Source organism: Arthrobacter humicola (assembly GCF_039531445.1).
Classification (GTDB): Bacteria; Actinomycetota; Actinomycetes; order Actinomycetales; family Micrococcaceae; genus Arthrobacter; species Arthrobacter humicola.
The window spans coordinates 83,961-99,582 of the sequence record NZ_BAAAQB010000038.1; the positions used below are offsets into that span (position 1 = coordinate 83,961).

Annotated in this window: 14 protein-coding genes; 8 read left to right on the plus strand and 6 right to left on the minus strand. The window is 67.3% G+C overall.

Annotation, left to right across the window (positions count from 1 at the left end; genetic code table 11):
- Positions 1 to 8 precede the first annotated feature (8 nt).
- The 4 genes from ABD243_RS15065 to ABD243_RS15080 form a co-directional block, all read right to left on the minus strand.
- Complete coding sequence (locus tag ABD243_RS15065; protein ID WP_344367262.1) at positions 9 to 893, minus strand: anti-sigma factor; 885 nt, start codon at positions 891 to 893, stop codon at positions 9 to 11.
- A 10-nt stretch (positions 894 to 903) separates the two neighbouring features.
- Positions 904 to 1,509, minus strand: a complete 606-nt coding sequence (gene sigK, locus ABD243_RS15070; RefSeq protein ID WP_091249146.1) for an ECF RNA polymerase sigma factor SigK — start codon at positions 1,507 to 1,509, stop codon at positions 904 to 906.
- A gap of 337 nt (positions 1,510 to 1,846) precedes the next feature.
- Entirely contained in the window at positions 1,847 to 2,314 is a 468-nt protein-coding gene (locus ABD243_RS15075) for a tRNA (cytidine(34)-2'-O)-methyltransferase (protein ID WP_344367396.1), read from the minus strand.
- 22 nt (positions 2,315 to 2,336) lie between these two features.
- Positions 2,337 to 3,323 carry a J domain-containing protein gene (locus ABD243_RS15080; protein WP_344367397.1) on the minus strand — a complete coding sequence of 329 codons (987 nt, stop codon included), beginning with the start codon at positions 3,321 to 3,323 and terminating at the stop codon, positions 2,337 to 2,339.
- Between the two features lie 141 nt (positions 3,324 to 3,464).
- On the opposite strand from ABD243_RS15080, the gene ABD243_RS15085 reads away from it, so the two are divergent.
- On the plus strand, positions 3,465 to 4,448 hold the full coding sequence (locus tag ABD243_RS15085; RefSeq protein WP_344367263.1) for a diacylglycerol/lipid kinase family protein: 984 nt from the start codon (positions 3,465 to 3,467) through the stop codon (positions 4,446 to 4,448).
- 17 nt (positions 4,449 to 4,465) lie between these two features.
- Here ABD243_RS15085 and ABD243_RS15090 read toward each other — a convergent pair whose 3' ends face one another.
- Positions 4,466 to 4,897, minus strand: a complete 432-nt coding sequence (locus ABD243_RS15090) for a hypothetical protein (protein WP_344367264.1) — start codon at positions 4,895 to 4,897, stop codon at positions 4,466 to 4,468.
- A gap of 91 nt (positions 4,898 to 4,988) precedes the next feature.
- Here ABD243_RS15090 and ABD243_RS15095 point away from each other — a divergent pair, with 91 nt between their 5' ends.
- Positions 4,989 to 5,759 carry a helix-turn-helix domain-containing protein gene (locus ABD243_RS15095; protein ID WP_344367265.1) on the plus strand — a complete coding sequence of 257 codons (771 nt, stop codon included), beginning with the start codon at positions 4,989 to 4,991 and terminating at the stop codon, positions 5,757 to 5,759.
- 117 nt (positions 5,760 to 5,876) lie between these two features.
- Positions 5,877 to 7,106: a cysteine desulfurase family protein gene (locus tag ABD243_RS15100; RefSeq protein WP_344367266.1), complete on the plus strand. Its 1,230-nt coding sequence runs from the start codon at positions 5,877 to 5,879 to the stop codon at positions 7,104 to 7,106.
- Between the two features lie 7 nt (positions 7,107 to 7,113).
- Here ABD243_RS15100 and ABD243_RS15105 read toward each other — a convergent pair whose 3' ends face one another.
- Positions 7,114 to 8,352 carry an NAD(P)/FAD-dependent oxidoreductase gene (locus tag ABD243_RS15105; protein WP_344367267.1) on the minus strand — a complete coding sequence of 413 codons (1,239 nt, stop codon included), beginning with the start codon at positions 8,350 to 8,352 and terminating at the stop codon, positions 7,114 to 7,116.
- Positions 8,353 to 8,642: 290 nt separating this feature from the next.
- Between ABD243_RS15105 and mnmA the strand changes: the two genes are divergently transcribed.
- From mnmA to ABD243_RS15130, 5 genes are all read left to right on the plus strand, one after another.
- Positions 8,643 to 9,755: a tRNA 2-thiouridine(34) synthase MnmA gene (gene mnmA, locus ABD243_RS15110; RefSeq protein WP_344367268.1), complete on the plus strand. Its 1,113-nt coding sequence runs from the start codon at positions 8,643 to 8,645 to the stop codon at positions 9,753 to 9,755.
- Positions 9,756 to 10,022: 267 nt separating this feature from the next.
- Positions 10,023 to 11,651, plus strand: a complete 1,629-nt coding sequence (locus tag ABD243_RS15115) for an ABC transporter substrate-binding protein (protein WP_344367269.1) — start codon at positions 10,023 to 10,025, stop codon at positions 11,649 to 11,651.
- Between the two features lie 134 nt (positions 11,652 to 11,785).
- Positions 11,786 to 12,877, plus strand: coding sequence for an ABC transporter permease (locus ABD243_RS15120; RefSeq protein WP_344367270.1), 1,092 nt, complete (start codon positions 11,786 to 11,788; stop codon positions 12,875 to 12,877).
- A 2-nt stretch (positions 12,878 to 12,879) separates the two neighbouring features.
- Complete coding sequence (locus tag ABD243_RS15125; RefSeq protein ID WP_344367271.1) at positions 12,880 to 13,899, plus strand: ABC transporter permease; 1,020 nt, start codon at positions 12,880 to 12,882, stop codon at positions 13,897 to 13,899.
- Positions 13,896 to 15,596, plus strand: coding sequence for an ABC transporter ATP-binding protein (locus ABD243_RS15130; RefSeq protein WP_344367272.1), 1,701 nt, complete (start codon positions 13,896 to 13,898; stop codon positions 15,594 to 15,596). The genes ABD243_RS15125 and ABD243_RS15130 overlap by 4 nt, the downstream gene beginning before the upstream one ends.
- The last annotated feature ends 26 nt before the right edge of the window (positions 15,597 to 15,622 follow it).

Here is a 15,622-nt window from a genome sequence, read left to right on the forward strand (position 1 = left end):
TTGTCCTGCTACGCGCCCAGCGGTGCGGCGGCGACGGTCGGCAGGGTCGGCGACGCGGACCCGCCCGCGGGTTCCACGGTGATGCCGAGGGCCGCGGCGGAGCCAATGCCCTTGACGACGGCCGGCTTGGACAAAGCTTCGGCATCCATGAGGCCCTGGGACACCGGAGCCGAGCCGTCCTTGGGGATCAGCCACATCTGGTACACCTTGCCCGCGGGGGGAGCCGGAACGCCGTTCATCTTGATAACGGCGGCGTCCTTGGACGGTGAAATCGACAGGGTGGCGGTGCCGCCTCCGTTGACGTCAACCGTGGCCTGCCGGACGTCGCTGGCCTGCATCACCTGGTTCAGCGGGTCGTTTTGGTTCGCCACATACGCGCTGACGCCCACGCCCCCCAGGGCGATGACGGCCGCGGCGGCGACCCCGACAAGCCAGTTCCGCATGCCCTGCGGGCGGCGGCGTTCCTCCCTGCGCTTGCGGGCGGCGCCGAGTTCGTCAGTGACCGGAAGTCCGGTGGCGTCGCGTACCGGATGCGGCACCACAGGCGTCAATTGCGGCTCCGAACCGGCGCGGGTTACGACGGCGGGGGACTGCCCTGCCGCCTGCGCCGGCAAAGAGGACATGATCCGCTCCAGCAGCCCGGCCGGAGGCTCCTCCTCCGCGGTGAAGCTGGTGGCCAGGGTCTCCCGGGCCTGCCGGACGCGCTCGTTGAAGGCATCCCGGTCCGCGGCCGGTGCGGAGGCGAGGAAATGCTCGATCTCGGCGCGTTCGGCGTCGTCGACGGCGTTGAGGGCATAGACCTCGGCAAGATCCGCGACGCGGCCGGACGTCAGGTCGGTGGCGATGTGCTCCGTGAAGCCGCCGGGGAGGCGGTTGTTGTCATGTGCATTCATGTCGGCCAATTCAGCTCACCCCCAGGCAGGTCTTCAGTCTGATGAGTCCATCGCGGATGCGGGACTTGATGGTGGGAACCGCGGCATTCAGCCGCTCGGCGACTTCCCGGTAGGTGAGGCCGCCGTAGTAGGCCAGGCGCACGGACTCCTGCTGCGTATCGGTGAGGGTCTCCAGGCACCGGACCACTGCCTCGGCCTCCAGCCGGCTGCCGACCTCGTCCGAGACGGAATCGTGCTCGATCTCCTGGCTGCTGGCACCATACTTGGCTTCGCGGTCCGTGGCGGACTGGGAAGACCGGACCTTGTCCACGGCGCGGCGGTGCGAGATGGTCATGAGCCAGGCGAGCGGGCTGCCGGCGGCGGCATTGAACTTGGCGGCGTTCTGCCAAACCTGAAGGAAGACTTCCTGGGTGGTGTCCTCGCTGAGCTCGGTGTCGATCAGGACCCGGCGTGCCATGCCGAATACCCGCCGGGAGGTGAGGCCGTAAAATTCCGCGAAAGCTGCCTGATCGCCTTGGGCAATCAGTTCCAGCAGACTGCCGAGCCGGCTGTTGATGTCGGCGGAAGTGCCGGCGGGGGCGGCGGCCTCGGGGTTCGGGGCGTTCGGAGTTTCCATCACCCCCAAGCATAAGGCGCCAGCCGCAGTGCGGGGGCCAGTATGGTCAGCCTGCGCCTCGCGGGCCGCCGTTGCCTCGTGGGCAGGGCGCCGCTCCAGATGTGTTGTTCTCACCCGCCGCTCCTCCCTCCCTTCCGTTGTCCCGCCACGATGTGCTGTGGCGATCGCTCGCGCGGCCGACTTCAGAAACCGCTTTGGCCTTCAGAAGAGATTCGGCGCAGCCGGAAGCCCGGATGGGCGGAACCTGCGGGATTCTTCGTGCGCGGGCTCCCGGTGGGGTTCCCTGCGGGTCGGCCGCCGGCCCTGACCGGCCGGCCGGCCGGTCGGGGGAGATCCGTTACAGCTTGGCCCCGGCGAACCCGTTTTGGCGCCACGCCTCATAGACGGCGATGGATGCCGCGTTGGCAAGGTTCAGTGACCGCAAGGCCGGCAGCATCGGCAGGCGGACCCGCGACGTCACATGGGGACTGTGCTTGATTTCCTCCGGCAGGCCCACGGACTCAGGGCCAAACAGCAGGACGTCCCCCGCGCGGTAACGGATGTCTGTGTAGGTGGTTTCGCCGTCGGACGTGAAGGCAAACACCCGCTCAGGCTTCAGCGCCGCCCAGGCCGCCTCGATGTCCGGGTGCACGGTCACCACGGCGAGGTCGTGATAGTCCAGGCCGGCGCGCCGGAGCTTGGCATCGGAAAAATCAAAGCCCAGGGGCTCCACCAGGTGCAGCTCGGCGCCCGTGATGGCTGCCAGCCGGATGGCGTTTCCCGTATTGCCGGGGATTTCGGGGGTGTGGAAGAGGATGCGGAACACCATCCCATCCTAGCCAGCCGGGCTAGTGCATTCCGCGCAGCAGCCGGGCCAGCACGGGAACGTTGACGGTGTTGGGGGCCGGGCCCGAGCTGAGGAACTGCTTCAGGCCGCGGGCCAGGCCTGCGGCGTTGACCACCTCGACCAGCCCCGAGCTCTCCCCGTAGGCGCCGCCTTGGCCGCCGGGCGCGCGGCGGTGCCGGTCGATGACCGGCTGGTGCAGATTGCCGTCCGTGCTGTGGACAACAATCCAGCCGGTCACATTGAGCTCGGGGAAAATGTCCTGCATCCGGCGCACAACGTGGGCCAGCTGGGGCGGGGCCACTGACCGACCGCCATGTGTCAATGTGCTGCCGTTCCACGCATAGGCCCCGGGCGGCAGCAGCATGGAACCGATGATCGCGAGCCGGTAGCCGGCCAGGAGCGCGTGGTCGATGTGGCTGTTGTCCGCAGGAGACTGCAGTCCGTTGACCAGACGCGCCGACGGAATGGCGGTCAGTACCTGCCGGCTGATGAGCTGCACCGTGCGCATCTCCCGCTGAATCCGGGCCTCGGCCCCGAAGATCCCGCGTTTGCGGGGCATCCCGTGGACCTGCTGCCGCGCCACGTCCGCGGGAATCAGCGGCACCGCGGTGCCGTCGCCATACTGGTCGAAGGGCGGAACATAGACGGGCGCGTCCGCCGCGGTATTCCGTGGCGTGTTCGGGCGGCGCACATTGGCCGAAGCCCTGCTGCCCGCGGCCGGGGCGTCGAAGTGGGCGCCCTCGTCGTCGGCGGCCGTCGCGTAGGGGCCGCCCGGGCCGCTGCCGTACGAGCGGTCGTAGTCTGCGCGGCGCTTTGCGTCGATGAGGGTCTCGTAGGCGAGGGTGACGCGCCGGAAGGCTGCGGGATCGCCGCCGTGGTCCGGGTGGGCGAGCCGTGCGGCCCTGCGGTACGCGACCTTGATCTCCTTGTCCGTCGCCGTCACGGGGATCCTGAGGACCTGGTAATGCGAGCTGCTGCCCTGCGTCAAACAGAAATCCTTTTCATTGATGGTGCCGGCGGTGAAGACGCCGGACCGTTCGCGGGCGACCGACGTGGCCAGTTTAACCGGCTGGAGGAACAACGAGCGCGTGTACCGGGATGGTTCCCGGCGGCTGGCATAATTCAGCGCATGCTCATCGCCCTCGCCGTCAATCCCCGTGCAGCCTTTGGCCGGGCGCGGCATGCCGGGAGGGACGCCGCGGCGCACTTCCGCGCGGCCGGGGCGGATGTCCTGCTGCTGTGCGAGGACAGCTATGCCGGACTGGCCCGGGCCGTTGACCGGGCGCTGGACTCAGGCGTGGATGCCCTCGTGGTGGTGGGCGGCGACGGCATGGTCCACCTCGGCCTCAATGCGCTCGCCGGTGCCGGGGCCATCCCCGGCGCCCGCGTCGAGGCAGGCGTCGCGGACGGCGCCGGCGCGGGGCCCCACGCCGGAGCCGATGCAGGGGGCGGAATCGGCGGCCATGTGCCGCTTGGCATCATTCCGACCGGAACGGGCAACGATACGGCCCGGGCGCTGGGTCTGCCGCGGCACAACCTCCCGGCGGCCTGCGAGCGGGTGCTGGAGTCCCTGGCCGGCGGCGGAAGGATGATCGACGCCGGCCGGGTCACCGCCGGGGGAACCTCCCGCTGGTTCGCGGGCGTGGTTTCGGCCGGCTTCGATGCCGCCGTCAACGAGCGGGCAAATGCCTGGCGCTGGCCGCGCGGCACGATCCGCTACCAGCTCGCCATGCTCCGTGAGCTGGCGTCGTTCCGGGCCATCAATTACACGGTGACGGCCGACGGCGAATGCTGGCAGCAGGGCGCCATGCTGATTTCCGTGGCCAACGGCCAGTCGATCGGCGGCGGGATGAGGATCACCCCGGAGGCCGTCCTCGACGACGGGCTCCTGGACCTCTTCATTGTCAGCCGCGTGTCACGGACCGGCCTGCTGGCCGTGTTCCCCAAGGTGTTTTCCGGCCGGCACGTGGACCACCCCGCCGTGCACCTGCGCCGGGTCCGGAAGGTGGAACTCACCGCCGGCAACGTCGTGGCCTACGCCGACGGCGAGCGGATTGGCGCGCTTCCCCTGACCATCGAGGTGGTTCCGCGCGCCCTCCGCGTGCTGGCGTAGGGTCGTTGCGCAGCGGCCTACACGGTAGCTGTGGCCTTTGGGGCCTTGCGCGCGGACAACCTGTTCAGCGCCAAGGCGGCCACGAGCAGCCCGAAGTCACGCAGTGCGACGTCGTAGAAGCTGCCGAGCACGATCAGGTTGATGATGATGCCCAGGAGCCAGACAGCCACGACGGCCGATCCCAGGCGGGGGCGCAGCGCCACCAGCACGCCGGCGAGGATTTCCACCCCGCCCACGACGTACATGATGCTCTGGGCCGGCAGGGGGACGACCGAGGTCGCCACGGGGGCCAGATACATGGTCCAGTCGGTCAGCAGGTTCGTGAATTTGTCCAGGCCGAACAGGATCGGCGCAACCGTAAAGACGGTCCGCAACAACAGGAAGGCCTGGCGGTGCGGGTCCGCCTTGAGTTGCTGTGCCGGAGTGGCGAGTGCTGGGGAAGCTTTCATGGCATGCTCCTTCTAAAGTTGGATATTCCGATTTTAGAACGCCTCGATCCGATTAAGCAACGGTTCTTGTTTTTAGAGATATCCTTGTCTCATGACCAAACTTGCGTGGAGCCGCCGACTTGCGGCGGTCGCGTCCCTGGGGGATGAGAACCGCAGAAGGCTGTTCGACTTCGTCGCCTCGGCGCCGGACGCCGTCGGCCGGGACGACGCCGCGAAGGCTCTTGGTCTGGCCAGGAGCACCGCCTCGTTCCATCTGGACCGGCTCGTCAACGACGGGCTGCTGATCGCGGAGTTTCGCAAGCTTGGGGGACGGGAGGGTCCCGGTTCCGGCCGGCCCGCGAAGCTGTACCGTTCCGCCGTGGACGAGGTGGCAGTGTCGGTCCCCGACCGCCACTATGACCTCGCCGCGGAGTTGCTGGTTTCCGCGGTCGAAGCCGCAACACACGACGGCGGATCGCCCCGGGATGCCCTGCTCGCGGCCGCCCGGGCCAGGGGAAAGTCAGCCGGCGCAGCGGCAGTTCGCGCCGCGGACCGCGCGCCGGACGGGCCCGGAGCCGCGGGGGAGCCGGAAGCCGCCGGCGGTCCCGGCAGCGCCGAACCCTTCGCGGACTTCCTGGCGGGGCACGGCTACTGCCCGGCGGACGACGGCGCCGGAGGCCTTCTGCTGCTGAACTGCCCATTCCATCGCCTCGCTGCCGGCCACGCGGACGTGGTCTGTGCGATGAACGGCGCCTTCCTCGGTGGGGCTTCGGCAGCCTTGGGTATCGACCCTGGGCGGGTGGAAGCGCTCGCCATCGAAGACCTCAGGGCGCAGGGGAGTGCGCGGCCCGGTCAGTGCTGTGCCCGGATCCTGCCCTCGTGACCGGGCCCGCGGCAAGGATTCTGAATCGGAGGAGTGCGGCTGGAATGAGCTGCGCGGTCGCTCCCGCCGCCTGAACACCCACCAATTCCGGCGCCCGGCCGCGGGTAGAATTGGCGTGTGCCCGTATACCTGGATCATGCCGCCACCACCACCCTCGCCCCGGAGGCTCTGGCGGCGCTGACGCGCGAACTGTCCCGGACCGGCAACCCCTCGTCGCTGCACGGCTCGGGCCGGCGGGCGCGTCGGGTCGTGGAGGACGCACGCGAGGCGCTCGCCGCCGCGGCAGGGGCCCACCCCTCCGAAGTCATCTTCACTTCAGGCGGCACGGAAGCGGACAACCTGGCGGTGAAGGGGCTCTACTGGGCCCGGCGCGCCCAGGAACCGTCCCGTACGCGCATCCTGTGCTCCGGCGTCGAGCACCATGCTGTCCTGGACACGGTGGAATGGCTGGAGCGGCACGAGGGGGCCGACGTCTGCTGGCTGCCCGTCGACGCCGACGGCGTCGTCGAACTGGCCGCGCTGGAGGCGGAACTGTCCCGCGATCCGGCGTCGATCGCCCTGGTGACCGTCATGTGGGCCAATAACGAGGTCGGCACGCTGCAGCCGATCGCCGAAATCGTGGAGCTGGCACACGGTGCCGGCGTCCCGGTGCACTCCGACGCCGTCCAGGCCTTTGGTTCGGTCTCCGTCGATTTCCGCGGCACGGGCCTGGATGCCATGTCCATCTCCGGGCACAAGATTGGCGGCCCCGTGGGCGTCGGTGCGCTGCTTCTGGGCCGGGCGGTCAAACTGACGCCGGTGCAGCATGGCGGCGGACAGGAGCGCGACGTGCGTTCCGGTACCCTGGACACCGCCTCGATCGCCGCCTTCGCCGCGGCGGCCGACGCAGCTGTTGGCCGGCTCGCCGAGGAATCCGCACGGATCGCGGCCCTGCGGGACCGGCTGATCGAGGGCGTCCGCGACGCCGTTCCCGAGGCCGTGCTGCGCGGCGCCCCGGGCCCCGGGCGGCTGCCCGGCAATGCACACTTCACGTTCCCCGGCTGCGAGGGCGACTCGCTGCTGTTCCTCCTGGACCTGGCCGGCGTCGAATCCTCCACCGGCTCGGCCTGCACCGCGGGCGTTCCGAGACCGTCCCATGTGCTGCTGGCCATGGGCCTGGACGAGGACACGGCGAGGGGCGCGCAGCGTTTCACCTTGGGCCATTCCTCCACCGACGCCGACGTCGATGCCCTGCTCGCCGCGCTGCCGGGCGCCTACGCGCGGGCACGCCAGGCCGGCATGGCCGGGCATGAGTCCAGCATCCAGACTGCGGGCACCGTGGCGCGTCAGGCGTCCGGCAGGAGCTGAACGGGAGCTAGCCCAGGAGTTGCTCCAGCGGCACTGAGGGATCCGCGAGGAGGGCAGGACTGACGGCGGCGCGTGCGCCGATGAGCGCCTTGATCGCCTTTTGCGGCTTGGCGGTGCGGGGCCAGTTGACGTTCATCCCGGCGACCACCTGTCCCTCGCGCTGCCAGAAGGCCATGAACGACTTGTCCGCAAGCGAGCCGCGGATCACCGGAGGCCCGGCAACGAGCGACGGGAAGCCCGAGTACTCCATGCTGACGTCGAACTGGTCGGTGTAGAAGTACGGGACCGTGTCCAGCACGGCATCAAGGCCGAGCATGGCCCGCGCGGCGACCTTGCCGCCGTTGAGGGCGTTGGACCAGTGCTCGCTGCGGTGGTGCTCGCCGGTGAACGGGTGCAGGGCATTGGCAACGTCCCCGGCGGCGAAAATCCCCGCCGTCCACGTGCGCAGCGAGGCGTCCGTGAGGATGCCGTTGCGGACTGCGATGCCGGCTGCCTCGGCCAGTCCCGTTTCCGGGGCCACCCCCACGGCAATGACCACAAGATCTGCCGGGAGGACCTCGCCGGTGTCGGTACGGACGCCGGTGACCCGTCCGGAGGTGCCCATGATTTCTGCTGCCGAGGCCGGCAGCAGGAACCGCACGCCGTTGGCCTCATGCAGTGAACGGAAGAAGCCGCCCAGTTCGGGGCCGATTGCCGCCGCCAGCGGAACCTCTTCGAGGCCCAGCAGGGTCACCGTGTTGCCGTAGCTGCTCGCGGCCGCGGCCAGTTCCATCCCGATCCAGCCCGAGCCGACCATCACCACGTTCCGGCCGCCTTCGGCGAGCGCGGCGCGCAGGCGGCGGCTGTCTTCAACCGTGCGGAAGGTGCCGACCCCGGCGAGCCCGCTGCCTGCCAGGGGGATGCTGCGCGGGCGTGCCCCGGTCGCGAGCAGCAGGGAGGCGTAGTCCAGCCGCGTGCCGTCGCCCAGAACCACGGTCCGGCCGGCCGGGTCCAGGCCCGTGACCTGAGTGCCGAGCCGAAGGTCGACGTCGTTCGCGCCGTACCAGTCATCCGGCACCACCGGCAGGGCGTCCTCGCCGGACTTGCCCAGCAGGTAGTCCTTTGACAGCGGCGGCCGCAAGTACGGCGGGTGGGATTCCGCGGCAAGTACTGTGATGCGCCCGGAGAAGCCCTCCGTGCGCAGCGTTTTGGCCGCGGTGGCGCCCGCCAGGCCGCCGCCCACGATCACGATGTCGTCATTGGCCATGATCCGCTCGATTCCGCTGTGCCGGTTTTGATCCGGGGTGAATACGGTCTGAATCCGTTGTGAAAGGCCTGCCGATCCGGACGGCGGCGGTTCGGCACGATGTCCGGCTCAACGATCTAAAATCACTTCTCTTGACTTTAGATTCGCGAGCGAAGGCGGGTCAAGGGGTTTTGGGCGGGGAATCGGCGTGGCGGTAGAATGGGGCCGCAGGCTTTGTGCTATCCGATCCTGGTTCGTGCCAGCGATCGACGCCAGCCGGCGACACCCCCCGACAGCTAGAGAAAGCCAGTATGCGAGTTCTTGCAGCCATGAGCGGCGGCGTTGATTCCGCCGTTGCCGCCGCCCGCGCCGTCGAGGCGGGACACGACGTCGTCGGGGTCCACCTTGCGCTGTCCCGGATGCCGGGCACCCTGCGAACCGGGAGCCGTGGCTGTTGCACGATCGAGGACTCCCGCGACGCCTGGCGGGCCTGCGACATCCTCGGAATCCCGTACTACGTCTGGGACTTCTCTGAGCGGTTCAAGGAAGACGTCGTCCAGGACTTCATCGATGAGTACGCCGCGGGACGCACACCCAACCCGTGCATGCGCTGCAACGAGCGCATCAAGTTCGCCGCCCTGCTGGAGAAAGCCATCGCGCTGGGCTTCGACGCCGTCTGCACCGGCCACTACGCCAAGGTCATCACCGACGCCGAGGGCAATCCCGAGCTCCACCGCGCCGCCGACTGGGCCAAGGACCAGAGCTATGTGCTCGGCGTGCTGACCCATGAGCAGCTCAAGCACTCGATGTTCCCGCTCGCCGACACCCCGTCCAAGGCCGAGGTCCGTGCCGAGGCGGAGCGCCGCGGCCTCTCGGTGGCGAACAAGCCCGACAGCCATGACATCTGCTTCATTCCCGACGGCGACACCGCCGGCTGGCTTGCCGAAAAGATCGACATGACCACGGGAGACATTGTCGACGAATCCGGGGCAAAGGTCGGCGAGCACCCCGGCGCCAACGCCTTCACTGTCGGCCAGCGCCGCGGACTGAAGCTCGGCACCCCCGCCGCTGACGGCAAGCCGCGGTTCGTGCTGGAGATCCGGCCGAAGGAGAACAAGGTGGTGGTGGGGCCGGAGGCGCTGCTCGCCATTGACGAGATCCGCGGCATCAAAGTCTCCTGGGCCGGGCTGCCCATTGCGCAGGTGGCCACCGGCGAGGAATTCGACTGCTTCGCCCAGGTCCGGGCCCACGGCGACCCCGTCCCCGCCCGCGCCCGCATGGCCGGGGACGGACTCCTCGTCACCCTCGAGGAGCCGCTGCGCGGCGTGGCCCCGGGGCAGACCGTGGTGCTCTACCAGGGCAGCCGCGTGCTGGGCCAAGCCACTATCGACGCCGCTCGCTCGCTGCAGCGGGCCGCGCTCTAGGCGCCCGCCACACCGACTCCATCGCAGGGCCCCGCCGAATGGCGGGGCCCTGCGTCGTCTGCGCGCTCCGCCGAAGAATCGGGCGGAATCCTGAAGAAAATGGCAGAAACCTTCGTTTCGTATAAATTTTGTGTCTCAACTCACAAAATGCAACGATTCACCTAGCGGTCGTCTGATTGAATCTAGGAATCAGCAAAGCGTGCCGCCCGACGAGTCACTCGTTTCACTTCGGGCTGCGCTAGAACGCATCGAACAGAAAGTTCACAGATGGCAATGAACAAAAAGGCCTGGCAGAGCGTCATCGCGCTGGCCGGGGTTTCCGCCTTTGCACTGACGGCCTGCACGGGACCGTCCGGCGGCTCTGGCGGGTCATCAGCCGCGGCAAGCGGTCCGATCGCCTATGGCACCACGGATAAGGTCACCGCCTTGGACCCGGCGGGCTCCTACGACAACGGTTCGTTCATGGTGATGAACCAGATCTACTCCTTCCTGCTTAACTCGAAGCCGGGCAGCGCAGATCCCGTTCCGGACCTGGCCGAGTCCGCGTCCTTCACGTCGCCGACCGAATACACGGTCAAGCTCAAGCCGGGACTCAAGTGGGCCAACGGCCACACGCTCGACTCCAAGGACGTCAAGTTCTCCTTCGACCGGCAGATCAAGATCAACGATCCCGCCGGCCCCGCCAGCCTGCTGGCCAACGTGGAAAGCGTCACCGCCCCCGATGCCAACACCGTCGTGTTCAAGCTGAAGCTGGCCAACGACCAGACCTTCGCGCAGATCCTCAGCAGCCCCGCCGCGCCGATCGTGGACGATGAAGTCTTCCCGGCCGACAAGCTGCTTGACGACGACTCGATCGTCAAGGCCAAGGCGTTCTACGGCCAGTACACGATCGACACGTACAAGAAGAATGAACTGATCAGCTTCAAGGCGTTCCCTGACTACCAGGGCGTCCTCGGCAAGCCGGCCAACGATGCCGCCACGATCAAGTACTACGCGGACCCCACCAACATGAAGCTGGACGTCCAGCAGGGCAACATCGACGTCGCAAACCGCAGCCTGAGCGCCACGGACATCGATGACCTGAAGAAGGACTCCAAGGTCAAGGTCAACGTGGGCCCGGGTGGCGAAATCCGCTACATCACGTTCAACTTCGACACCATGCCGTTCGGCGCGAAGGCGCCGGACGCCGATCCGGCCAAGGCCACGGCCGTCCGCCAGGCCATCGCCAACCTCGTTGACCGGCAGGCCATCGCTGACCAGGTCTACAAGGGCACCTATCTGCCCCTGTACTCCAACGTTCCCAACGGCTTCCTCGGCGCCAACGAGTCGTTCAAGGACGCTTACGGCGACGCCGGCAAGCCCAGCCTGGACAAGGCCAAGAAGGTCCTGACCGACGCCGGTGTGACCACGCCCGTGTCGCTGAACCTGCAGTACAACCCGGACCACTACGGCAAGTCCTCCGGCGATGAATACGCCATGATCAAGGACCAGCTGGAGAAGTCCGGTTTGTTCAAGGTCAACCTGCAGTCCACAGAATGGGTCACCTACAGCAAGGCCAGCCGCGCGGATGAATACCCGCTGTTCCAGTTCGGCTGGTTCCCGGACTTCAGCGACGCCGACAACTACCTGACGCCGTTCTTCCCGGAAGGCGGCTTCCTGAAGAACCACTACAACAACCCCACCGTCAACGACCTGATCAACAAGCAGCTGACCACCGTCGACAAGACTGAGCGCGAGTCCACGATCAAGGATGCGCAGAATGCCCTCGCCAAGGACATCTCCACGCTTCCGCTGCTCCAGGGCGCGCAGGTTGCCATTTCCGGCAGCGGCGTCAAGGGTGTCGATACCACCCTCGATGCCTCCTTCAAGTTCCGTTTGGGAACTGTTTCCAAGTAGGGCTGCAACCCTGCTGTCCTGACCAGCCTGCGAGGCGGGGTGCCCTCGAGGCGCCCCGCCTTTGCTGGTCATTGCCGCACCTTGCAGTTCACGCCGGCCGGCCCATGGCCGCGAAAGCACAATCTTAGGTACCAATGACAACATTGATAGAGGCGCCGCCAAGCGACGCCGACGGACTCCTTCCGTCCAAGAAAAAATCCTCAGGTGGGGGCCTGGGGACCTACATCCTGATCCGGTTCTTCCTGATCATTCCGACCATTTTCATCCTGGTGACCCTGGTCTTCTTCCTGATGCGGGTCATCGGCGACCCCATCACCGCCGCCCAGGGCGGCAGGCTTCCCCCGGAGGCGCTGGCGCAGCGCATTCACGACGCCGGGTACGACCGCCCGATCCTGATTCAGTACCTGGAATACGTTGGGCAGGTGGCGACCGGCAACTTCGGCACCACCATCACCGACCGCCGACCCGTGGTTGAAATGCTCGCAACCTTCGGCGCGGCAACCCTTGAACTGGCCATCAATGCCCTCATCGTGGCGCTTTTGGTCGGCATCCCGCTCGGCCTCATCGCCGCCTACAAGCGCGACAAGGCACCCGACGCCGTCCTGCGGTTCTTCGCCATCCTCTGCTACGCCACCCCGGTGTTCTTCGCCGGTCTGCTGATGAAGCTAACCTTCTCCGTCTGGCTCGGCTGGCTGCCCGTGGCGGGACGGGCCTCCACGAGGACCGAACTGGCCATGGGAAGCCTGGCCGCGCCGACCGGGATCTATTGGCTGGATGCGCTGCGCAGCGGCAACATGGCCGCGCTCGGCGACATCGGGGCGCATTCGATCCTCCCCGCGGTCACCTTGGGCCTACTGACGGCAGGGGTCTTCCTCCGGCTGGTCCGCACCAACGTCATCGGTACGCTTGGCAAGGATTACGTCGAGGCCGGCAGGTCCCGCGGCGTCAGCAATTTCCGACTCGTGACCAAGCATGCCTACAAGCCTGCCCTCATCCCGATCATCACGGTCATGGGGCTCCAGATTGCACTCCTGCTGGGCGGAGCCGTCCTTACGGAGTCCACCTTTGAGTGGAAGGGCCTCGGCTACCAGCTGGTGCAATACCTGAACTCCCGCGACTTCGTCGCCGTCCAGGGCATCGTCGTGCTGCTGGCCGTCATCGTTGCCATCACGAACTTCATCGTGGACGTTGTCGCAGCCCTGATCGATCCGCGAGTGAGGTACTAGCCATGAACGCAACCACAGTAAGCGGGCGCAAGCAGCCCCTCCTTTACCGCCTGCCGGTCATCTCGCATTTCCGGACGAGCGTCGGGCTGCAACGCGGCATGCTCGTCACCGGTCTGGTGCTGGCTGTCCTCTTCCTACTAACGGCGGCGCTGGCGCCGATCATCGCCCCCTACGGCTTTGCCCAGCTCAGCGACGCGTCCGGGACCTTCCCCGCACAGCAGCCCCCCAGTCCTGCCCACATTTGGGGCACTACGGTGAGCGGCTACGACGTCTTTTCCCGCGTGATCTGGGGCGCCCAGACGGCGTTCGTCGTGATCGTCGTCGCCGTCGTGATGTCGATCTTCCTCGGCGTCGCGCTTGGCCTGCTCAGCGGCTACTTCGGCGGCTGGCTGGACCGGACGCTGGTGGTGATCGCGGACGCGATCTACGCTTTCCCGTCGCTCCTGCTGGCAATCGTGATGTCAATCGTCATCAACCACGGCCAGTCCAGTTTCTGGGGCGGCATCCTTGCCTGCTCCATCTCCATCTCGGTGGTGTTCGTCCCGCAGTACTTCCGCGTCATCCGTGCCGAGACCATCCGGCTGAAGGCAGAGCCGTACGTCGAATCAGCCAAGGTGGTGGGTGCATCCAGCGTCCGCATCATGGGCCGCCACATCTTCAAGAACGCGACCCGCACGCTGCCACTGATCTTCACGCTGAATGCCTCCGAGGCTATCCTGACTCTGGCGGGGCTCGGCTTCCTGGGGTTCGGCATCGAACCGTCCTCCGCCGCCGAGTGGGGCTACGACCTCAACAAGGCCATAGCTGACGCCTCGTCGGGCATCTGGTGGACCGGTGTCTACCCCGGTACAGCCATCGTCCTGACCGTTCTCGGTCTGACCCTCGTCGGTGAGAGCATGAACGATCTCAACGATCCACGGCTCAGGGGCCGCAAGAAAGCCGGAAGCAAGGTTCCTGCCGGGGGCCCCGGCTCCACCGCCGGCGCGCAGGCCGCCCTTGAAGCAGAAGCGAGAATGCCATGACCACCAACATCGACCGGCCGGGCACAGGCTCCGGCCCCGTCCTGGACATCGACCACCTCAAGGTCACGTTCGCAACCGACAGCGGCGACGTCTTCGCCGTCAAGGACGTCAGCCTTGAGGTCAACCCCGGCGAGGTCCTCGCCATCGTTGGCGAATCGGGATCCGGCAAGACCGTGACTGCCAAGACCATCCTGGGGCTCCTGCCGGAAACGGCAACCAGCCAGGGCGCTGTGCTGATCAACGGCAACAACGTCATTACCGTCAGCGCGGCCAAGCTGCGGCAGATCCGCGGCCGGGACGTCGCCATGGTGTTCCAGGAACCATCCACGGCACTCAACCCGGTCTACACCGTCGGCTGGCAGATTGCCGAAGGCATCCGGGCGCACGCCGACACCAGCGGCCACAAGATCTCAGCCAAGGAGGCCAAGGCGCGGGCCGTCGAAGCCCTCCGAAAGGTGGGCATCCCGGACCCGGAGACACGGGTCAACTACTACCCGCACCAGTTCTCGGGCGGTCAGAAGCAACGCGTCGTGATTGCCGCCGCACTGGCCCTGAACCCTGGCCTTATCGTGGCCGACGAGCCGACGACCGCCCTGGACGTCACCGTCCAGGCGGAAATCCTGGAACTGCTGCGGGACCTGCGCGACCAGTACGGCACGTCCATCGTGCTGATCACCCACAACATGGGCGTCGTCGCCGACCTCGCCGACCGCGTGGTCGTCATGTACCAGGGTGACGTCGTGGAGGAGGCTTCCTCGCGGGTCCTGTTCGCCCAGCCCAAGGAGGACTACACCAAGAAGCTCCTGGCAGCCGTCCCGCACCTGGGCCGCAATTCCGCGTCCGAAGGCATGACGGAACGCGCCCACCAGGGCGGCAAAGTGCTGGTCGAGGCCAAAGACCTGACCATCGAGTATCCGGGGCGGCTGGGCAGCCCTGCCTTCAAGGCCGTCGACGGCGTCACCTTCACCGTGTCCGAAGGCGAAGTCTTCGGCCTCGTGGGGGAGTCGGGCTCCGGCAAGACCACGATCGGCCGGGCGATCGCCGGCCTCAACCGGACCACCGGCGGCAGCCTTAAGGTGCTGGGCTACGAAATGCTGAACTTCAAGGAGCGGACTTTCAAACCGCTCCGCAAGGAGATCGGCTTCGTGTTCCAGGACCCGGCCGCCTCCTTCAACCCGCAGCTGACTATCGGCGACTGCGTGGCGGAACCGCTGATCATCCACTCCAACCCGAGCCCGGCCGAGGCGCGCAAGCGGGTGGGTGAGCTGCTCGAATCCGTGCAGCTGCCGGCGTCGTACGCTGACCGGTTCCCGCATGAACTCTCCGGCGGGCAGCGCCAGCGCGCCTCCCTGGCACGGGCGCTCATCCTGAACCCGAAGCTGCTCATCGCCGATGAGCCGACCTCGGCCCTGGACGTCTCCGTGCAGGCCGTTGTACTGGAACTGTTCAAGGAGATCCAGCAGCAATTCGGCTTCGCGTGCCTGTTCATCAGCCATGACCTCGCCGTCGTGGACATGCTCTCCCACTGGGTCGGCGTGCTCTACAAGGGCAAGATGGTGGAGCAGGGCCTCGGCAACCAGGTCATGGGCAACCCGCAGCACGACTACACGAAGAAGCTCATCGCCTCGCTGCCCGTTCCGGATCCGGACGAACAGGCCAGGCGGCGCGAGGCCTTCCGGGCTGTGCTGCACAGCTAACCGCGGATGCCTGCATGCCGGACCGC